Here is a 20,679-nt window from a genome sequence, read left to right as displayed (position 1 = left end):
CCGCAGATCGAAAAAGCGCCGCTTCCCACTGCAAAAATCAACCTTCAGATCACGATCCGCAGGCACTGGCCTGCGTGATACAGCGAGAATCCCGCCTCATACAGACAGCTGCGCAACCCCACCCCGGCCAATGGCTGCATGGGAGCAAAGGGAATCGGTAGCGATTGAGGATTTCCGTTACACAGGTAATCGGCGAAGGCCTTGCCGACCACCGTACCCGTGGTCACGCCCCGGCCGTTGTAGCCGGTGACTGCCACCAAACCGGGCGCCGGCTCGAACAGGCGCATCAAATGATCGGGGGTGAAAGCGATGCAACCGGTCCAGGTGCACTCCCATTCCACCGGTTTCAGGTAAGGGAAGTAATGTTGCTGCACGCGATCGGCCCAGGCCTTGAGGAACCAGGCCGGTTTCTGATTGCCATTACCCAGACTGCCAAGCAGCAGGCGACCGTCTTTATCCCGACGGATGCTGCTCAGCACTTGGCGGGTGTCCCAGGAACCCTGGCCCCCGGGCAGAATTTGCCGGGCTGCTTCCTCGGTCAGCGGCACCGAGGCCACCTGATAGTAGTAACCGGGGAAGAAATTGCGCCGCAGTTCCGTCCAGTCGCCTTCGGTGTAGGCATTGGAGGCAATCACCACTTTCTCGGCCATGACCGAGCCCTGGGCGGTTTGCACAGACCAGCGCTGGCCCTGACGTTCGAGGCGGGTGACCGGGGAATGATCGAACAACTGCCCACCGAAACCGATGGCCGCTTTGGCCAGCCCCGTGGTGTAGGCCATCGGGTTGAGCGTGCCGGCACGGCGATCGAGCAGCGCAGCGGCGATCTTTTTCGTGCCCGTCGCTTGTTCGCAGGCTTGACCTGTCAACAACTCCACCGGCGCCCCGCGGCGTTTCCATTGTTCTTCACGACTGCGCAAGTCGGCTTCGCCACGGGCGTTATGCGCCATGTGCAGCGTGCCTTCGCGGCGCAACTGGCAATCGATGTTGTACTTGTCCACAAGGCTGAACACCAGGGATGGCGCCGCCCCCAGCATGCGGTTGAGCTGGCTGCCGACCTCCTTGCCGAACCCGGCTTCGATCTCGTCCGGCGGAATCCACATCCCGGCGTTGACCAGCCCGACGTTACGCCCCGAACCACCATGGCCGGCGCGATGGGCCTCCAGCACACAAACGGTCTTGCCTTGCTCCAGCAGATGCACCGCCGCCGACAATCCGGTAAATCCGGCGCCGATGACGCAGACATCCACCGTGACCTCACCCTTGAGGGCCGAATTGTCCGGCCTTTGCGGCGTCAGTTTTTCCCACAGACACTCTTCGCGTAACGGCATTGCCAGACTCCAACAGAAACCCAACAAACACACAGTTCAAAATGTAGGAGTGAGCCTGCTCGCGATAGCACCAGCACATTCAACAATGATGTGACTGACAAACCGCTATCGTCGGAACGCCGCCCGGAGCCGGCTCGCTCCTACAGGGGGATCACCGTTCGACGTGAGATTTAGTCAAATGTAATACCCTGCGCCAACGGCAATTCCAGCGAATAGTTCACGGTGTTGGTCTGGCGGCGCATGTAGCCGCGCCATGCATCGGAGCCGGACTCACGACCGCCGCCGGTTTCTTTCTCGCCACCAAATGCACCACCGATTTCAGCGCCGCTCGGGCCGATATTGACGTTGGCGATGCCACAGTCGCTGCCCACCGCCGACATGAACTGCTCGGCTTCACGCACGTCGGTGGTGAAGATGCACGAGGACAGGCCTTGTGGCACAGCGTTGTTCAGGCGCAGGGCTTCCTGGAAATCGCTGTAACCGACCACGTACAGGATCGGGGCGAAGGTTTCGTGGCAGACCACATCGCTCTGCTCCGGCATTTCGACGATGGCTGGCGACACGTAGTAGGCATTCGGGAACTTGTCTTCCAACTGACGCTCACCGCCAAACACCCGGCCGCCTTCACTCAAGGCCTGCTCCAGCGCGTCCTGCATGTTTTCGAAGCTTTGTTTGTCAATCAACGGGCCGACCAGATTGCCTTCCAGCGGATGGCCGATACGCACTTTCGAGTACGCGGCTTTCAGGCGGGTGACGATTTCTTCTTTCACCGACTCATGGGCGATCAATCGACGCAGGGTGGTGCAGCGCTGACCGGCGGTGCCGACAGCGCTGAACAGGATCGCGCGAACGGCCATGTCCAGGTCGGCGCTCGGGCCGAGGATCATTGCGTTGTTGCCGCCCAGTTCCAGAATGCTGCGGGCGAAACGTGCGGCGATTTTCGGCGCCACTTCGCGGCCCATGCGGGTGCTGCCGGTTGCGCTGACCAGCGCGACACGCGGATCATCGACCAGGGCTTCGCCGGCATCGCGACCGCCAATAATCACCTGGCTCAGGTGCGGTGGCGCGTCGCTGAAATTCTTCAGTACGCGATCGAACAGCGCCTGGCAGGCCAGTGCGGTCAGTGGAGTTTTTTCCGACGGTTTCCAGATCACCGGGTTGCCGCAGACCAGCGCCAGCGTGGCGTTCCAGGCCCAGACTGCGACCGGGAAGTTGAACGCACTGATCACGCCGACGACGCCCAGCGGATGCCAGGTTTCGCGCATGTGGTGGCCAGGACGCTCGGAGGCGATGGTCAAGCCGTACAACTGGCGCGACAGACCGACGGCGAAGTCGCAGATGTCGATCATTTCCTGAACTTCACCCAGGCCTTCCTGGGTGATCTTGCCAGCCTCCCAGGACACCAGCTCGCCGAGGTCGGCCTTGTATTCACGCAGGATGTCACCCAGTTGCCGCACCAGCTCGCCGCGACGCGGTGCCGGAACCTTGCGCCACAGTTCGAACGCATGATCTGCGCGACTGATGTGCTGCTCGACTTCAGCAGCGCCTTCCCAGTTCACGGCAGCGATCCTGCTGCCATCGATCGGCGAGTGCACCGGCACTTTGCCGTTCTGGTACAGGGCCGGGTTCACACCTAGACGATCAAGCAATGCGGCAACCATGGGTCACTCCTCAAGCAAAAGACAGAACATGTGCAGCCGGAAATCCACGGCTGATCAGACCTGTAGTTTTAGCTGCCCGGAGGTTACTCAACAAACGACCTTTAAGAGAGATATCATTCCGTTTATTCATGCTGTGCATTGCTGGCAATAAGAAACAAGAACCAAGGACCGCCCATGCTGAATAAACGCTACTTGCCATCGATCGCTGCGTTGCAGTGCTTCGAGGCCGTCACCCGGCACTTGAGCTTCACCCGGGCCGCCGAAGAGTTGAACCTGACCCAAAGCGCCGTGAGCAAACAGGTTGCGCAACTCGAAGAGCTGTTGCAGCACCTGCTGTTTCGCCGGGTGCGCCGCCGCCTGCAGATGACGCCGGCGGGCGACCTGTACCTGGTTGAGGTACGAAAAATCCTCACGCAGGTCGAGATGTCGACCCATTACCTGCGCTCCTACGGCGGCGAAACAGAAGTCCTGCGGGTTTCGACGCCACCCACCTTTGGCGCGCGCTGGCTGGTGCCGCGCCTGAAAGGCTGGCGCCTGCGGCACCCGTCGATCCACTTGGACCTGTGCAGCGAACAGGAAGCCGACGACCTGTTGCAAGGTCGCAGCGATCTGGCGTTCTATTTCGGCCAGGGTTCACGACCGGGCACCGAATGCCTGAAGCTGTTCGGCGAAGAGCTTGTTCCTGTATGTGCCCCGGGCAGCTTGCCTGCCCAACCGTTCACCGATCCGACGCAACTGTCCGATCTGGTACTGCTGCAAAACGCCTCCCGCCCCCAGGCCTGGCACGACTGGTTCGAGCATCAGGGCTACCACACCGAGCACAGCTACCACGGCCCGCGTTTCGAAACCTTTTACATGTGCATCCGCGCCGCCCAGGTTGGCTGCGGCGTGGCGTTGTTACCACGGTTTCTGGTGGAAGAGGAACTGGCTGACGGCAAGCTGGTCATTCCCTGGCAGCATGCAATGCCCAGCACCGATGCCTATTACCTTGCGTACCCGGAGCATTCCGCGGAAGTGCCCAAGGTGCGGGACTTCGTGAAGTGGATGCTGGAGCAGATCGATAGCCCGGATGCGGTGCAACATTAGGCCCCCTGCACAATCCCTGTGGGAGCGAGCTTGCTCGCGATGGCGTCATCACATTCAATGCTTCAATTGACTGTCAGTCCGCTATCGCGAGCAAGCTCGCTCCCACAGGGATCCGCCGCGTTCCAAGAAATCGCTGGCATTCCTTGCTACTGATATGCGCCACTAGCGCCATTGATCAATACCGCTGCAACGCTGGAGATTCCCGTTATGAGCGAGAGTGTGTTTGCCGATCGCATCGTGCAGAACCTGCTCGACACCGACTTCTACAAACTGACGATGATGCAGGCGGTGCTGCACAACTACCCGAACGTCGAAGTCGAATGGGAGTTTCGTTGCCGTAATGGTGAGGACTTGCGCCCGTACCTGGCGGAAATCCGTTTCCAGATCGAGCGCCTGGCCGAACTGAGCCTGAGTGCCGATCAATTGAGCTTCCTGGAACGCATCAGCTTCCTGAAGCCGGATTTCCTGCGTTTTCTCGGGTTGTTCCGCTTCAACCTGCGCTACATCCACACTGGCCTCGAAAACGGCGAACTGTTTATCCGCCTGCGGGGCCCCTGGCTGCATGTGATCCTGTTCGAAGTGCCGCTGCTGGCGCTGGTCAGCGAGGTGCGCAACCGCTATCGCTACCGCGAAATCGTACTGGAGCAGGCCCGCGAGCAGCTCTACCGCAAGTTCGACTGGCTGAGTGCCAACGCCAGCAGTGATGAATTGTCCGAATTGCAGGTGGCCGATTTCGGCACGCGCCGTCGCTTCTCGTATCGGGTGCAGGAAGAAGTGGTGAATGTGCTCAAGCACGATTTCCCCGGACGCTTCGTCGGCACCAGCAACGTGCACCTGTCCCGGGAGCTGGACATGAAACCGCTGGGCACCATGGCCCACGAGTGGATCATGGCGCACCAGCAACTCGGCCCGCGGCTGATCGACAGCCAGATCGCCGCACTCGATTGCTGGGTCCGCGAATACCGTGGCCTGCTGGGGATTGCCCTGACCGACTGCATCACCATTGATGCCTTCCTAGGCGATTTCGATCTGTTTTTCGCCAAGCTTTTCGACGGTTTACGCCACGACTCGGGCGATCCGGTGGTTTGGGCGGAAAAAGCCATCGCCCACTATCACAAGCTCGGCATCGACCCGATGAGCAAGACACTGACGTTCTCCGACAGTCTGACCCTGCCCAAGTCCCTGGAGATATTCCGGGCGCTGCGCGGTCGGATCAATGTCAGCTTCGGCATCGGCACCAACCTGACCTGTGATATTCCGGGTGTCGAACCGATGAGCATCGTGCTTAAAATGGCCGCCTGCAACGGCCAGCCGGTGGCGAAGATCTCCGACGAGCCAGGCAAGACACACTGCAAAGACCCGAATTTCGTCGCTTACCTGCGACACGTTTTCCAGGTTCCTGCCGCCCTTTCAAGTACATCAAGCAAGGAGTGAATTCATGCAAGCCGTACAGCGTGAGATTGCTGAACAGCTCAAGGTCCAGCCGCCATTCGCCGACGAAGCCGCCCTTGAGGCCGAAGTCGCCCGGCGGGTGACCTTCATTCAGGACTGCCTGGTCAATTCCGGGCTCAAGACCCTGGTGCTGGGCATCAGTGGCGGGGTCGACTCCCTGACCGCCGGTCTGTTGGCCCAACAGGCCGTCCGTGAACTGCGCCAGCGCAGTGGTGATGCCGCCTACAAATTCATCGCCGTGCGCCTGCCCTACGAAACCCAGTTCGATGAGCACGACGCCCAGGCTTCGGTGGATTTCATCAAGCCGGACGAACGCCACACCGTGAACATCGGCCCGGCGGTCAAAGCCCTGGCCAATGAAGTGGCGGCCTTCGAAGGCAAACATGCGGTGTCGGTGGACTTCGTGCTCGGCAACACCAAGGCGCGCATGCGCATGGTCGCCCAGTACACCATCGCCGGCGCAACCCATGGCCTGGTGATCGGCACCGATCACGCGGCGGAAGCGGTGATGGGCTTCTTCACCAAGTTCGGTGACGGCGCCTGCGACCTGGCACCGCTCAGCGGCCTGGTGAAGAACCAGGTGCGGGCGATTGCCCGCAGCTTCGGTGCGCCGGAGTCGCTGGTGGAGAAAGTCCCGACCGCCGACCTTGAGGACCTGTCGCCCGGCAAACCGGACGAAGCTTCCCACGGCGTGACCTACGCCGAGATCGACGCCTTCCTGCATGGCAACCCGGTGCGTGAAGTGGCGTTCAGGATCATTGTTGATACGTACAACAAGACCCAGCACAAGCGGGTGATGCCGTTCGCGCCTTGAGGCGTGAGTGAATGAAAAAGCCCGCTGAGGAGTGATCCTCAGCGGGCTTTTTCTTTGGCCAACACATTTATTGATGCAGATGGCCCATTCGCGAGCAGGCTCACTCCTACAAGGACAGCGCAGTACCTGTAGGAGCGAGCCTGCTCGCGATGAACGATAACGCCGTGGACAGTCTTACTTCAGGGTCACGGTGCCTTTCATCATCGAGATGTGGCCCGGGAACGAGCAGAAGAAACCATACTTTTCAGCGGCATTCAGCTTGGACACATCGAAGGTCACCGAGTCTGTCTCTCCAGCGCCGATGATCTTGGTGTGAGCGATGATGCGAGCATCGCCTTCTTTCAGGTAGTTCTTGTCGATGCCGGCGCTCAGGCCGTCGGTGGCGATCGGCTGCATGTCGGCTTCTTTACTCAGCACCCAGTTATGGCCCATGACGTTCTTCGGCAAGCTGCCGGAGTGCTTGAGTTCTACGGTAAACGTCTTGCAGCTCTTGTCGATTTCAATGGCCTTCGTGTCGAAAGACATCTGGTCGGTGGAGTCGACAGTGACTTTGCACTCTGCAGCCATCAATTGGCTGCTGGCCAGTGTCAACAGGGATACCGCAACAAGTTTGGCAAACATGGTGAATCTCCAAGGCAGGGTTAACGAAATCGCGAATGAACAGAAGACTGCCTGAAAACTTCGCAAGTTCATATGACTTGAATCAAAAATTGTATACAACTTTCGGGCTATGACACCGATGCGAAATTTCTACCGGCCAAGTGTCTGGTCCGGGCCTATCATCAGGCCGTCCCCCTTCAAATGGAACGCCTGTCATGTCGATCAACAGCCTGTTGTGCAGTTTGCTCGCCGCCTACGCCTGCGGCGCCAGCGGTACGTACGAAACTCCAGAACTCGAAGTCTAGCCCTTGGAGTGCCGTGCGCCTGCCTTTACTCTGTGATCCTGATCGACCATGGAGCAAGGCATGTCTTTAACATCCGTTTGTGTGTTTTGTGGTGCCAGCACCGGCACCAACCCGGCTTACCGCGAAGCAGCCGTGGCCCTTGGCCGGGCGTTGGCCGAACGCAAGCTGACCCTCGTTTATGGCGGCGGCGCCGTGGGCTTGATGGGCATCGTCGCTGATGCGGCCCTGGCGGCCGGTGGTGAAGTGATCGGCATCATCCCGCAAAGCCTCAAGGACAAGGAAATCGGCCACAGCGGCCTGACTCGCCTGGAAGTCGTCGATGGCATGCACGCGCGCAAGGCGCGGATGGCCGAGCTCAGCGATGCCTTTATCGCACTGCCCGGTGGCCTTGGCACCCTGGAAGAGCTGTTCGAAGTCTGGACCTGGGGCCAGCTCGGCTACCACGGCAAACCGCTGGGTTTGCTGGAAGTGAACGGTTTCTACAGCAAATTGACGTCTTTTCTCGATCACATCGTCGGCGAAGGCTTCGTTCGCGAGCAGCACCGTGACATGCTGCAAGTGAGYGAATCACCGCAAACCCTGCTCGATGCCCTGGATGCCTGGCAACCGTCCATAGCGCCAAAATGGGCCGAGCAAAAACCCAGCTAACGGCTTGGCACCGATACAAGGCAGAATATGCGCCGCTCAACCTCACCTTCGACCCCAGAGGATCGCCCATGGCCAAACCCAATTATTCCTTCGCCAAACGTCAGAGAGACTTGGCCAAGGAGCAGAAGAAAGAGGAAAAGCTTCAGCGCAAGAAAGCTACAGCTGAAGAAGCGGCACTGAACCCTGAGGGTGAAGTGGCGGCAGAAGACGATGTTGATGCACCAAAAGACTCGGCGCCCGACGCCTGAGAACCTCCGGGCCGGTTGATCTGATCAGGCCCACAGGATCTGTGTCCAGGGTTGGCAGCTTTGCTGCCGACCCTCACAGGCCAGTCGAATGACTCCAAAACACCGCAATTCCCTGTGGGAGCGAGCTTGCTCGCGATAGCGTCCCTGCATCCAACATTTCTTTGACTGCCAGTCCGTTATCGCGAGCAAGCTCGCTCCCACATTTTGATCCCTGTTACTCCAGTGGCATCACCGTTACCCGAACTTCCGGATCGTGATTACCCCCACCCAGAATCACCCCCCGCAACGGCGACACATCGGAAAAATCCCGGCCCCAGGCCAGGGTGATGTGCTCCAGTGCCGGTTGCACATTGTTGGTCGGATCGAAATCCACCCACCCCAGCACCGGGCAAAACACCGAAACCCAGGCGTGGGATGCATCAGCACCAATCAACCGTGGCTGCCCCGGCGGTGGCTGGGTCAGCAGGTAGCCGCTGATATAGCGCGCCGCCAACCCTCGGGAACGCACGCAAGCGAGCATCAGGTGAGCAAAGTCCTGGCAGACCCCGCGCCGACGCTCCAGCACTTCCACCAGCGGCGTCGCCACCTGGGTCGCATCGGCATCGAAGGTGAACTCGCTGAAGATTTTCTCCATCAGCGCCTGCACGCCGAGCAGTAACGGTCGACCGGGCGGAAAACAGCTTTGCGAGAACTCGACAAAGTTTCTCTTCAAATGCACATACGGCGATTCAAACCGGTATCGGCAGGCTTCGAGCAATTCGGGCGACAGCGGTTGGCTGCTGTAGGTCAGCGCGCTTCGAGTGTTTTCCCACGCCGCAGACCGATTGAGGTCCAGCACAGGCCGGGGCAACACTTCGATCGTGAGGCTGGCGTTGACCAGCAATTCATCGTGGGGACGCTCGAACGCCAGCCGGGTCAGCGGATTGCCGAATACATCCTGCTCATCGCGACGCGAAGTTGGCAACGGACTGATCTGTAATTGCTGGTCGGTGCAGCGTTGCCAGGCACAAGGCCGCGGCCACAAATGCGCCAGTTGCTGGGCCAGGGACACCGGACTGTCATAGTGATAATGGGTGTCGTGGAAAATCTGGTAGTGAGCACTCATCAGACGGACACCGTGCGCTGGCTGACATCGTCGACATGGGCGAAATGCCGCAGCGCCAGACGATCGGAAACTTGCCCGCTAGCGTCGGCGATCTCCTGCAGCAGCGCGGCCAGCCCCTCGATGGCGGCGCGAACACTCGCGTCGCCGAACAGCGGGTTTTCCAGGCAGCCCAGATCGAATCGTGCCAGACGCTCTACCAATTGCGGCAGCGCTGCTTCACGCGGTACGCCAAAGTCATCATTGAGCCGTTTGAGGGTGCGGGTCACCAGTTTCAACTGGAACAACACGGCGTGAGGGTTCTGCTCGTCGAGCAACAACAGGTCGAGCACCGGGATCAGCTGCGCCACCGCCAGGTATCGAGAACGGTAGGTGATGCTGCTGTTGCCCAGTTCCAGCAGCCATTCCAGCCCGGCCTGGTCGAAAGCCCCGGCGCCCCGAAGGAACGCCGCCAGGCTGCCGCTGAGAAATTGCAGGCGCTCGATCCGCCGGCCAATCATCAGGAAACGCCAGCCTTCGTCCCGGGTCATGTCGTCCAGGGCAAAGCCGGACAGCGCCGCCAGGGACATCACCAGACGGTTGAGGAAATCCAGCAACTCACCGAAATCCGGCTCTTCGGTCTCCAGCTCCATGGCTTCACGCTGCAACTCCACCAATGCCTGCCAGTTTTCCCGCGAGAGTTTACCGCGCACCTGTGAAGCAGCCCACTGCAAGCGTTGCAGGTTGGAACGCAGGCTGAACGGCCAGTCATCGCCGAGCAGCGCCGCCAACAGGCGCTCCGGCAATTCGCCCTCCTCGGGCAACAGCATCAGTCGTTCGCCGAGGTCCACCGCTGCCTGCAGGGCTTGCGGGTCGTCGCCATCGACATAGCGCGCCAGCATGATGCGCAGCAAACGGGCGCTGTCGTCGCAACGCTCGCAGTAACGGCCAAACCAGAACAGGTTTTCTACCACCCGCGACGGCAGGTATGGATCGCGCCGCACCAGGTCATGCACGCCAATATTGCGCTGGGCCTTCCATTGTTCGCCGCTGGGCGCACGATCGCCCAGCACCCAGGTGTCTTTACTGGCGCCGCCGCGCTGCATCGACACCACTTCGGCATCGGCTTGCGCGGCGACCCGGGTCAAGCCACCGGGCAGCACCCGGTAACCCTCGTGGCTGGCCACCGCATACACGCGCATGCCGATGGCACGGGGCTGCAGTTGACCGTCTTCGGCTTGCCAGATCGGCGCCTGGGACAATTGCGCAAGTTCTTGCGCCACATAAGCGTAAGGCCGTGCCTGCATACGCTCGGCGAGTTCCTGGCGCTGTTTTTCACCCAAATCACGGCCAAATACCGGTGCAAAGCTTTGGGACGGAAACGCCGGTTTGATCAGCAACTCCGGCAGTTTTTCCAGGGCCTGGGCCAATACCGACGCTTCGCCGCACCACCAAGTGGCGATGGACGGCAGGATCAGCTCTTCGCCGAACAGGAATTGATTGATCTTCGGCAGAAACCCCAACAACCCCGGCGATTCCAGCACACCACTGCCCAGGGCGTTGGCCACCAGCACCCGCCCCTGCCGCACCGCTTCCAGCAGGCCCGGCACGCCGAGGGCTGAGTCGGTGCGCAGCTCCAGCGGGTCGCAGAAATCATCGTCGAGCCGGCGCATGATCGCGTGAACCCGGCGCAGACCACTCAGGGTCTTCAGGTAGACCGTCGCATCGCGCACCGTGAGGTCGCCGCCCTCCACCAGTGGGTAGCCGAGCTGGCGAGCGAGGTACAAATGTTCAAAATAGCTTTCGTTGAAACGCCCTGGCGTCAGCAGCACCACCAACGGTGCGTCCCCGTCGTTCGGGGCCTGACGAGCGAGGGTTTCCTGCAAGGTGCGAAAGAACCCGGCCAGGTGCTGCACTTTCAGGTCGCGGTACAGCTCGGGAAAGGCCCGGGACACAATCGTGCGGTTTTCCAGCGCATACCCGGCTCCCGAAGGCGCCTGGGTACGATCCGCCGTCACCCACCAGCGGCCATCGGATGTGCGCGCCAGATCCACGGCATACAGATGCAGAAAGGCCCCATCAGGCGGGCTGATGCCCTGACAGGGCCAAAGGAAGTTGTTGTGACCGAACACCAGCTCGGCGGGCAAAAGACCTTCGGCAATCAGCCGTTGCGGACCGTAAAGATCAGCCAGCACGGCATTGAGCAATCGCGCCCGCTGAGCGATGCCGGCCGATAACTGTTGCCACTCATCAGCCGCGATGACATGGGGCAGCAGGTCCAGTTCCCACGGCCGGTCCGCGCCTTTGGGATCGGCATAAACGTTATAGGTAACGCCGTTCTCCTGGATTTGCCGGGTCAGCAGGGCCTGACGCTGCACCAGTTGCGCCGGCGTGCTGCGTTGCAACTGCTCGAACAGTCGGCGCCAGTGCGGGCGCACGGTCCCGGTGTCATCGAGCAGTTCGTGATAGGTGCCCGCCGTCAGCGGGTAGCGGTCTAGCAGGTCAGGCATGGAAAGCTCGGCAGACAGCAATGAACGGTCAGACTAACGCAGGCTCGTGACGCCCGGATATACGAAAAATCCGAGCGTCGCGTACGGTTTAGAAACGTCGTAAATCGAGCGTCATCGGCAGCTCGTCGCTAATTTCCAGATTGGGCATAGGAAGTTTCCCTGGCGTGTGTCCGATGCGGAAGAAGCGCGCCATTCGCCGGCTCTCCGCTTCATTGGCGTTCACCGGCAAGCTGTCGTAGTTGCGCCCGCCCGGATGGGCGACGTGATACTGGCAACCGCCCAGCGAGCGCTGCATCCAGGTGTCGAGCAGGTCGAACACCAGCGGCGCGTGGACCGGGATGGTCGGTTGCAGACAGTTGGCCGGTTGCCAGGCACGAAATCTCACCCCCGCGACGAATTCGCCTACACGCCCGGTGGGCTGCAATGGCACCGGAATGCCGTTGCAGGTCAGCAGATAACGCTGGGGCGGCAAGCCGCTGAGCTTGACCTGCAAACGCTCCAGTGACGAATCCACGTAACGCACCGTGCCGCCCATGGCGCCCTCTTCGCCCAACACGTGCCAAGGCTCGAGCGCCTGGCGCAACTCCAGTGCAATGCCACTGACGGCGTAGTCGCCAACCTTGGGAAATCGGAACTCCAGATGCGCGGCGAACCATTCGGCCCGCACCGGATAACCGGCGGCGTTGAGGTCAACGATGACATCGGCGAAATCTTGCTCGATAAAGTGCGGCAACAGAAAGCGATCGTGCAGCTCCGTGCCCCAGCGCGCCAGCTTCGGCGGCGCATAGGGCTCGCGCCAGAACCGCGCGACCAGCGCCCGCAGCAACAATTGTTGCGCCAGGCTCATGCGGGCATGGGGCGGCATCTCGAACGCACGCAGTTCCAGCAATCCGAGGCGCCCGGTGGCACCGTCCGGCGAATAGAGTTTGTCGATGCAGAACTCGGCGCGATGAGTGTTGCCCGTCACATCGATCAGCAGATTACGCAGCAATCGATCCACCAGCCATGGCGGGCATTCCTCACCCGCTTCAGGCATTTGTGCGAAAGCAATTTCCAGTTCGTACAAGGCATCGTTGCGTGCTTCATCGACGCGCGGCGCCTGGGACGTCGGGCCGATGAACAATCCGGAAAACAGGTAGGACAGCGACGGATGGTTGTGCCAGTAGCTGATCAGGCTGCGCAGCAGATCCGGGCGACGCAGAAACGGTGAGTCCCCCGGGGTCGCGCCACCCAGCACGAAATGGTTACCGCCACCCGTACCGGTATGCCGGCCGTCGATCATGAATTTCTCGGTGGTCAGTCGGGTCTGGCGCGCTTCTTCGTAGAGAAATTCGGTGCGCTCGACCAATTCATCCCAGGTCGCAGACGGCTGCACATTGACCTCGATCACCCCCGGATCCGGGGTGATGCGAAAGTTGCTCAGGCGTGGGTCGCTCGGCGGCTCGTAGCCCTCCAGCAACACCGGGCACATCAGCTCTTCGGCTGTGGCTTCGATGGCAGCGACCAGTTCGAGGTAATCCTCGACCCGCTCCAGCGGCGGCATGAACAAGTACAACCGGCCTTCCCGCGCCTCGGCACAGAAGGCGGTGCGGGTCAGCCAGTCGGCGGATTCATCGAGCTTCGGCGCGCGCTCTTGCACCTCGGCAGCTTCACTTTGATTTTGCAGTTGCGCGGTATCGGGCAACGACGGGAAGTCTTGATTCGGGTCTTGCGGATGGATGAACGGATATTCCGCCGCTGTCACCCACGGCTGCGACCCCAGCGGCAAGCGATAACCCAGCGGCGAGTCCCCCGGCACCAGACGGCAGTGCTCGTCGCGCAGATACCAGCGCCCGCTCTGCCACTGGTCGCCCTTGGCGGTGCGCGCCAGCGGCAGAACCTGGCCGATGACCTTGTCCAGCCCTTGGCTGAACACTTTGCGCAGGCGGGCCCGCTCCAGCGGATCCTCCAGACGCGAGTCTTCAGCGCTGACGTTTTGCGGCAACATCCCTTCGCGCCAGAGGTAATAGAAATTATCTTCGTAGGCCGCAAACACAAAGCGTGTCGGAATCTTCAGGCGTTCGGCGACGCTCGCCAGAAAACGCCCGGCCAGTGCGCCATCCGCGCCGTAGTCTTCCTGCTCATCGGCGATCAGCGCGCTGTTGTGCCAGATCGGCACGCCGTCACGGCGCCAATAGCAATTGAGCGACCAGCGCGGCAGTTGCTCGCCGGGGTACCACTTGCCCTGCCCGAAATGCACCAGCCCCTTGGGCGCGTAGTGTTTACGCATGCGCTGGAACAGTTCGGCGGACAACCGCCGTTTATCCGGCCCCAGTGCCGCGGTATTCCACTCGGCGCCGTCCGGATCATCGATGGACACAAAGGTCGGCTCGCCGCCCATGGTCAGGCGCACATCGCCTTCCAGCAGGTCGGCATCGATCTGCCGGCCCAAGGCTTGAATCGCCAGCCACTGGTCGTCGGTGTAGGGCTTGGTGACCCGCGGTGCTTCCCAAATCCGCTCCACGGACATTTCGTGGCTGAATTCGCACTCGCAGGGTTCCACCAGGCCACTGATCGGGGCCGCAGAAGACGGATCGGGACTACAGGCCAACGGAATATGCCCTTCACCGGCAAACAGCCCGGAAGTCGCATCCAGGCCGATCCAGCCGGCACCAGGCAAGTACACCTCGCACCAGGCATGCAGGTCGGTGAAATCCACGTCGGTGCCGGACGGACCGTCGAGACTTTTGACGTCGGCGGTCAGCTGGATCAGGTAACCCGATACGAAACGCGCCGCCAGCCCCAGGTTGCGCAGCAGTTGCACCAGCAACCAAGCGGAGTCGCGGCACGAACCGGAGGCTTGGTCGAGGGTGTGCTCAGGTGTTTGTACACCGGGCTCCATGCGGATCAGGTAGTCGATGTCTTCGCTCAGGCGCTGGTTGAGTGCGACGAGAAAATCCACGGCGGGCAACGGTGTGCGGTCGATGCCGTCCAGATAAGCCTTGAACTTCGGCGTCAGGGGCAAGGTTTCCAGGTACGGCGCCAGTTCCTTGCGCTCATCCGCGGCATAGGCGAAGGGGATCTTTTCCGCATAGGGCTCGAGGAAGAAGTCGAACGGATTGAAGATCGCCATTTCTGCCAGCAGATCGACCTCGATTCGCAATTCCTCGGTTTTCTCCGGGAACACCAGCCGCGCCAGGTAATTGCCCTGAGGGTCCTGCTGCCAGTTGATGAAATGCTGCTCGGGCGAGACTTTCAACGCATAGGACAGAATCCGCGTGCGGCTGTGAGCGGCGGGACGCAGGCGAACGATCTGCGGGCCGAGCTCAACAGCGCGGTCATAGCGGTAATGCGTGACGTGGTGCAATGCGACATGAATCGACACGGCGTGCCTCCTGCGAGCCTTGAGCGTATGGGAAAGCGGGCAAGACTTATGCCATCCAGCAATGCTGGCGCTTTCTTCGGTTGCCTGAGGCAGTACAGCACCAAAATCGGGCGATGCAGGAAAATGGTTTGACGCAGGTGCACATAAATGTGGCGATCAGACAGAAATTGGTTGGCAGTTCCGGCCTCTTCGCGGGCAAGCCCGCTCCTACAAAGGCTCGTCCAGGCCCTGAATGCAAAACGCCAACCCGAAGGTTGGCGTTCTGTTCAGCTCAAGCGAGGCTTAGCGCGGTACGACCGGCTTGCGGGTCGGTTTGGGGCCCTTGCCCTTGGCCGCGTCCTTGCGCTCCTTGGCCGCCTGCTGGTTGCGGGCGAATGCCGCCGCCTTGGCCTGTTCACGCTTGTCCCACGGATTACCGCCATCGCTGGCGCGTGGTGGCAGGCCGGTGTGCTGGGTGAGGATCTTGGTGGTCTTTTCCCCTGCAACCTTGTGGCTGCCAGCTGGCGTCGAGTTCTTGCGACGGGCGCTCTGGTAGCTGTCGGTGGACGGCTGGTGCAGCGGGATCAACTGGTTCTTGCCCGGCCCGATCAGGTCGGCACGACCCATGCGGGTCAACGCTTCACGCAGCATTGGCCAGCCTTTCGGGTCGTGATAACGCAAGAACGCCTTGTGCAGACGACGCTGCTCTTCGCTCTTGACGATGGTCACTGCGTCACTCTTGTAGGTGACCTTGCGCAGCGGGTTCTTGCCCGAGTGGTACATCGCGGTGGCGGTGGCCATCGGCGACGGGTAGAACGCCTGTACCTGGTCGGCACGGAAGCCATTGCCCTTGAGCCACAGGGCCAGGTTCATCATGTCTTCATCGGTGGTGCCCGGGTGGGCGGCGATGAAGTACGGAATCAGGTACTGCTCCTTGCCCGCTTCCTTGGAGTACTTCTCGAACATGCGCTTGAACTTGTCATAGCTGCCGATGCCCGGTTTCATCATCTGGTTGAGCGGGCCTTCCTCGGTGTGTTCCGGGGCGATCTTCAGGTAACCACCGACGTGGTGGGTCACCAGCTCCTTGACGTATTCCGGCGATTCGACCGCCAGGTCATAACGCAGGCCGGAAGCGATCAGGATCTTCTTCACACCCGGCAACTCGCGCGCACTGCGGTACAACTGGATCAGTGCCGAGTGGTCGGTGTTCAGGTTCGGGCAGATGCCTGGGAACACGCACGATGGCTTGCGGCACGCGGATTCGATTTCCGGGCTCTTGCAGGCAATGCGGTACATGTTCGCGGTCGGCCCGCCAAGGTCGGAGATCACGCCGGTAAAACCCGGGACCTTGTCACGAATCTCTTCGATTTCTCGAATGATCGACTCGTGGGAACGGTTCTGAATGATTCGGCCTTCGTGCTCGGTGATCGAACAGAAGGTGCAGCCGCCGAAGCAGCCACGCATGATGTTCACCGAGAAACGGATCATGTCGTAGGCCGGGATTTTCTCCTTGCCGTACGCCGGGTGCGGAATGCGCGCGTAAGGCATACCGAACACGTAGTCCATTTCTTCGGTGGTCATCGGAATCGGTGGCGGGTTGAACCAGACGTCCACTTCACCGTGCTTCTGCACCAGGGCGCGGGCGTTGCCCGGGTTGGTTTCCAGGTGCAGCACGCGGTTGGCGTGTGCGTAGAGCACCGCATCGTTGCGGACTTTTTCCACCGACGGCAGACGTATCACGGTCTTGTCGCGGGTCATGCGCGGGCTGGCCAGGATCTGCACGACCTTGGCTTCCTGCGGATCCTCGACCGGACCTTTTTCCTGCTCGATGGCGCAGGCCTGGGTGTCCTGGGTGTTGACGTACGGGTTGATGATCTTGTCGATCTTGCCCGGACGGTCGATGCGCGTGGAATCGACTTCGTACCAGCCTTGTGGCGTGTCACGACGGATGAACGCGGTACCGCGCACGTCGGTGATGTCTTCGATCTTGTGACCATAGGACAAACGCTGGGCGACTTCGACGATGGCTCGCTCGGCGTTGCCGTAAAGCAGGATGTCGGCGCTGGCATCGATCAGGATCGAGTTGCGCACACGGTCCTGCCAGTAGTCGTAGTGGGCGATACGGCGCAGGGAAGCTTCGATGCCGCCGAGCACGATCGGCACGTGTTTGTAGGCTTCCTTGCAGCGCTGGCTGTAGACCAGGCTGGCGCGGTCAGGACGCTTGCCCGCCAGGCCACCCGGCGTGTAGGCGTCGTCGGAACGAATCTTCTTGTCCGCGGTGTAGCGGTTGATCATCGAGTCCATGTTGCCGGCCGCAACACCGAAGAACAGGTTCGGCTCACCGAGCTTCATGAAGTCGTCTTTGGACTGCCAGTTCGGCTGGGCAATGATCCCGACGCGGAAGCCCTGGGACTCCAGCAGCCGGCCGATAATCGCCATGCCGAACGACGGGTGATCGACGTAGGCATCACCGGTAACGATGATGATGTCGCAGGAATCCCAGCCGAGCTGATCCATCTCCTCCCTGCTCATGGGCAGGAACGGCGCTGGCCCGAAACATTCGGCCCAATATTTTGGATAGTCAAATAACGGCTTGGCTGCTTGCATGTCGATGACCGGTGTTGAGATGAAAAATCGCGGGCGCGGAATATAGCACAAAATTTGACCAATTCCGACAACAATGGTCGGTTTCTCTTCGATCCAACGCTCCCGCACACCTGACCCGGACGATACGCGCTTTACAGCTCCGTGAAGCGCAAAAACGGCAATGACGCCAACTGCCCCCATCATCATCCCGTTCATGGAAGCTGATGCGGCAACCGCTCAAGGATGAAAACCCATGTCACCCAAACCGCCACCCAAAGGCATAGTCACCGTCGATGTCCACCCCCATCCCAAGCCACCCTCGGACGGACACACCCCGTTGCCCGACACCCTGCCGCGTGTCGATTTCGGCTTGCCAGTCACGACGAATCCGCGAATCCCTCCCAAAGGGACCGGGACACCGGGAAATGTCGACCTCGATGCCATCACGCCAGCACCGCCCGTAACGGCCAGCGAGCTACCTTCCGTCCCGGTGCCTGCCCTCCCGTCGGCACCGCGTCCGCTGGAGCATTATTGGCTCGCCTCGGCGGCTCAGCTTCCCGCGCCCGACGCCCTGGGTTTCAGAACGTTCAAGGGACGCCAGTATGTCGATGTGCCGGGTGGTGGCATCGTGCATATCACTGCAGATCCGGACACCGGCCTGTACCGGGCCAAGCTGCCGAGCGAACTGCAAGCGTCAGGCCCGGTGCTCGTGCGCGACCCCGAGAGCAACCTCTGGCATCGGGTGGACGACCTTGAGTCAACCACCTACCCATTGACCGCCACCCGCCTGGAGGCCTTTCGCACGAGACTGGACTTCACCGGCACGGAACCGGGCAGCGACGGACTGTATCGGCACGATGGCAAACTCTACGTGGTCATCGAAGACCGCGCCTATCAAGCCCTGCATGATCTTGAGGCCTCCTCGCCGCAGGCTCCGGTGATGCGCCTCGTCCGGGCAGAGGATCCCGTCGCCCTGGACGACCACAACCTGTATGTCGCGACGCGCCCGGGAAGGTCAGAGCCGATTGTTTTCGACAGGCAGAACGGCTGGTCGGGACTCATTATCACTGGCGCGGGCGGAATGCGTCGGACAACGCCAGACCGACCGACGCTGCTTCCTTTGGCTGATCTTTTGCGAGGTTTGCATACTCATGTCGAGACAATTGAACAGGCTATAGCGCATACGGACAGACTCCGCTCCGATGCGGGAGCAGCAGAAGGCACCGAAGGCGAAAAGAGCTTGATTGTCCTGCTCGAAGTCTCGCTACGTCGGCAACTGACGGCTTTGGAAAACTTCGTGAATTTCTACCTGAATAATCGAGATTCGCACCTCCGCCATAGAGGAAAGAATATTTACCTGGAGGAACTGCATGCTCATCAGAAGAAGAGAGTCGAACTTTATACCGATCTCCTGACGGTCAACCAACGGCGCAAACAATTGAATATCGAGTCCTATACTGATTTCTTCGAAGTCCACCGAGCGACGGCTACCTACTTGGCTAACAGATTGGCGATTATGCAAAAACGCCAGGATATTGCAGACGACATACTGAACAAATCGCGTACCTCGGCGAGCGAGTTGGCCGAACTCGGGTACTACCCTACAGAAATTCACGAATTCACAGCCTACTGGATCCAGGCAAAAAGTCTATTACTGACCGATGTTCCCGTCGACGGTAACTTCTTTCCCGTTAATCTCGCGTTCTCTTTTATCGAAACAACATTCGCATTCCGGGATATCGACAATATTCCGGAAAACGCACGCATTGCCGTATTGGGCAGCCTGATCGAGCAGTGCTCAGCGATTAGAGACTCCTATGAAAATCTGACGCTGCCACCCGGCCCAGCCCACATCAATTCCCAGCGAGAAATAGTCGATGCTGTCCAGGCCTTCGAACATATCCTTGAAAAACAGATAGGACGTTATCACCGAGACAGGGAAAGCACCTCGGCGTTACCAGCACAGGATCAACCGATTGATTTCGACTTTGTTCCCGTGCAAGCGAGAACCGGGCCGGCACCGATGCCCAGACGAATGTTTCGCGCCAAACACCACGGTGTCTACAAGATCAGTGTCGGTCAACCGCGTCGCACCGTGACCGGCGAAGAGCTGATTGATGTGATCGACACTAACCACTCGACAAAGGTCCTGCGAACCTACGAGCGCCGGGAGGGTGAATGGCGCCAAGTACAACCCGTGCAAAACCGTGCACTGCCCGAGCTGATGGCACGAGCCACCCGGCGGCTGGACCGGTTCGACGTGCACCTGAACAAAGCCAGGCGGGATGAACGGGCCAAACGCAACGCCACCAATATCGTCGAATTTCTCGGCGGCAAGGCCGAAGCGCTCGACAACCTGGCCCGACAGCTCGAACACGCTCCGAATCCAACCGGGGAGACTATCGACGGCCTCGTCCAGCGCCTGAGGCACGACAGTCAGCGTTTGCGTACCGAAGGCGAGGATATCCGCATCCGGCTTTACAAGGACAAAGCCTTTCTGAGTGCGGACCGTCTGGCGTATCTGATCAACGTGGGGCACATCAGCGCGGTCAGAACCCACAACCGAGTGGCCCGTGGCAAAGGTAAGGAAAAACACTTTCTCGACATCTACTCACTCAACGACAGCCATACCGGAGAGCCGTTGTGGCACGCTCATTTCCACTACGACAGGAAGGACAGCCCTGCACTGAACTTCACGGTCATGGGCGCTCATCTCAAAACCCTCGAGCAGAGCGGAACAGGTATTTCAGCCCAGCGCCGGGACGAACAGGCCGGTCGAGAGCACATCGCCATCTGGCGCCATACGATTGATGGCCGGACGGCGCAGCGGATTTTTGACCTGACTGCGTAAGGCTATTGCAATTGGCCGGCGGTGCGCGCCGGCCGATCGCTGTTGAATATATATGTACCGCTCTTCGCCGTGATTTTCCTGCTAAAAAAATCGCGAACCAATAGAGGCTCCACGAAACCGTCAATCAAAAAACCGGCAATGACGCCGAATGCCCCTTCAGCATCCC

At 60.4% G+C, this 20,679-nt stretch carries 13 protein-coding genes; 6 read left to right on the top strand and 7 right to left on the bottom strand.

Translation table 11 applies throughout. The features are described 5' to 3' along the window. Positions 1-44: 44 nt before the first annotated feature. Both amaA and amaB read right to left on the bottom strand, forming a co-directional pair. The gene (amaA, locus tag AC1DU9_RS09150; RefSeq protein ID WP_477810025.1) at positions 45-1,328 is read right to left on the bottom strand and encodes an L-pipecolate oxidase; all 1,284 of its coding nucleotides are present in this window, start codon (positions 1,326-1,328) and stop codon (positions 45-47) included. A 170-nt stretch (positions 1,329-1,498) separates the two neighbouring features. Next, positions 1,499-2,989: an L-piperidine-6-carboxylate dehydrogenase gene (gene amaB, locus AC1DU9_RS09145; protein ID WP_223462541.1), complete on the bottom strand. Its 1,491-nt coding sequence runs from the start codon at positions 2,987-2,989 to the stop codon at positions 1,499-1,501. A 174-nt stretch (positions 2,990-3,163) separates the two neighbouring features. On the opposite strand from amaB, the gene AC1DU9_RS09140 reads away from it, so the two are divergent. The 3 genes from AC1DU9_RS09140 to nadE all read left to right on the top strand — a co-directional run bounded on the left by AC1DU9_RS09140 (position 3,164) and on the right by nadE (position 6,341). After that, complete coding sequence (locus AC1DU9_RS09140) at positions 3,164-4,075, top strand: LysR family transcriptional regulator (protein WP_223462540.1); 912 nt, start codon at positions 3,164-3,166, stop codon at positions 4,073-4,075. A gap of 207 nt (positions 4,076-4,282) precedes the next feature. Continuing rightward, positions 4,283-5,509, top strand: coding sequence for a nicotinate phosphoribosyltransferase (pncB, locus tag AC1DU9_RS09135; protein WP_223462539.1), 1,227 nt, complete (start codon positions 4,283-4,285; stop codon positions 5,507-5,509). A gap of 4 nt (positions 5,510-5,513) precedes the next feature. Beyond that, on the top strand, positions 5,514-6,341 hold the full coding sequence (gene nadE, locus AC1DU9_RS09130) for an ammonia-dependent NAD(+) synthetase (protein ID WP_477810024.1): 828 nt from the start codon (positions 5,514-5,516) through the stop codon (positions 6,339-6,341). A 174-nt stretch (positions 6,342-6,515) separates the two neighbouring features. Here the strand turns inward: nadE and azu are convergent, their stop codons facing one another. Continuing rightward, entirely contained in the window at positions 6,516-6,962 is a 447-nt protein-coding gene (gene azu / locus AC1DU9_RS09125) for an azurin (protein WP_223462537.1), read from the bottom strand. 344 nt (positions 6,963-7,306) lie between these two features. Between azu and AC1DU9_RS09120 the strand changes: the two genes are divergently transcribed. After that, positions 7,307-7,894 carry an LOG family protein gene (locus tag AC1DU9_RS09120; protein WP_057712229.1) on the top strand — a complete coding sequence of 196 codons (588 nt, stop codon included), beginning with the start codon at positions 7,307-7,309 and terminating at the stop codon, positions 7,892-7,894. 68 nt (positions 7,895-7,962) lie between these two features. After that, positions 7,963-8,142 (top strand): hypothetical protein, encoded by a 180-nt coding sequence (locus AC1DU9_RS09115; protein ID WP_007973286.1) that lies wholly within the window; start codon positions 7,963-7,965, stop codon positions 8,140-8,142. Positions 8,143-8,356: 214 nt separating this feature from the next. Here the strand turns inward: AC1DU9_RS09115 and AC1DU9_RS09110 are convergent, their stop codons facing one another. The 4 genes from AC1DU9_RS09110 to AC1DU9_RS09095 all read right to left on the bottom strand — a co-directional run bounded on the left by AC1DU9_RS09110 (position 8,357) and on the right by AC1DU9_RS09095 (position 17,683). Then, positions 8,357-9,247: a transglutaminase family protein gene (locus AC1DU9_RS09110; protein ID WP_477810023.1), complete on the bottom strand. Its 891-nt coding sequence runs from the start codon at positions 9,245-9,247 to the stop codon at positions 8,357-8,359. Beyond that, positions 9,247-11,733 carry a circularly permuted type 2 ATP-grasp protein gene (locus AC1DU9_RS09105; RefSeq protein WP_477810022.1) on the bottom strand — a complete coding sequence of 829 codons (2,487 nt, stop codon included), beginning with the start codon at positions 11,731-11,733 and terminating at the stop codon, positions 9,247-9,249. Before AC1DU9_RS09105 ends, AC1DU9_RS09110 begins: the two co-directional genes overlap by 1 nt. Positions 11,734-11,821: 88 nt before the next feature. Then, entirely contained in the window at positions 11,822-15,097 is a 3,276-nt protein-coding gene (locus tag AC1DU9_RS09100) for a transglutaminase family protein (RefSeq protein WP_477810021.1), read from the bottom strand. Between the two features lie 282 nt (positions 15,098-15,379). Beyond that, complete coding sequence (locus AC1DU9_RS09095; RefSeq protein ID WP_007994999.1) at positions 15,380-17,683, bottom strand: YgiQ family radical SAM protein; 2,304 nt, start codon at positions 17,681-17,683, stop codon at positions 15,380-15,382. Positions 17,684-17,915: 232 nt separating this feature from the next. On the opposite strand from AC1DU9_RS09095, the gene AC1DU9_RS09090 reads away from it, so the two are divergent. Further along, the gene (locus AC1DU9_RS09090; protein WP_477810020.1) at positions 17,916-20,513 is read left to right on the top strand and encodes a hypothetical protein; all 2,598 of its coding nucleotides are present in this window, start codon (positions 17,916-17,918) and stop codon (positions 20,511-20,513) included. Positions 20,514-20,679: the final 166 nt, after the last annotated feature.

The sequence above is a fragment of the Pseudomonas sp. P4_C1 genome (assembly GCF_056402155.1).
This window is presented reverse-complemented; position numbering and strand designations above follow the sequence as displayed.

Bases quoted from the DNA above. Each gene is read 5' to 3' on its own strand.
- AC1DU9_RS09115 (WP_007973286.1), top strand. From the start codon at position 7,963: ATGGCCAAACCCAATTATTCCTTCGCCAAACGTCAGAGAGACTTGGCC.
- amaA (WP_477810025.1), bottom strand. From the start codon at position 1,328: ATGCCGTTACGCGAAGAGTGTCTGTGGGAAAAACTGACGCCGCAAAGG.
- pncB (WP_223462539.1), top strand. From the start codon at position 4,283: ATGAGCGAGAGTGTGTTTGCCGATCGCATCGTGCAGAACCTGCTCGAC.
- amaB (WP_223462541.1), bottom strand. From the start codon at position 2,989: ATGGTTGCCGCATTGCTTGATCGTCTAGGTGTGAACCCGGCCCTGTAC.
- nadE (WP_477810024.1), top strand. From the start codon at position 5,514: ATGCAAGCCGTACAGCGTGAGATTGCTGAACAGCTCAAGGTCCAGCCG.
- AC1DU9_RS09140 (WP_223462540.1), top strand. From the start codon at position 3,164: ATGCTGAATAAACGCTACTTGCCATCGATCGCTGCGTTGCAGTGCTTC.
- AC1DU9_RS09095 (WP_007994999.1), bottom strand. From the start codon at position 17,683: ATGCAAGCAGCCAAGCCGTTATTTGACTATCCAAAATATTGGGCCGAA.
- AC1DU9_RS09090 (WP_477810020.1), top strand. From the start codon at position 17,916: ATGTCACCCAAACCGCCACCCAAAGGCATAGTCACCGTCGATGTCCAC.
- AC1DU9_RS09105 (WP_477810022.1), bottom strand. From the start codon at position 11,733: ATGCCTGACCTGCTAGACCGCTACCCGCTGACGGCGGGCACCTATCAC.
- AC1DU9_RS09110 (WP_477810023.1), bottom strand. From the start codon at position 9,247: ATGAGTGCTCACTACCAGATTTTCCACGACACCCATTATCACTATGAC.
- azu (WP_223462537.1), bottom strand. From the start codon at position 6,962: ATGTTTGCCAAACTTGTTGCGGTATCCCTGTTGACACTGGCCAGCAGC.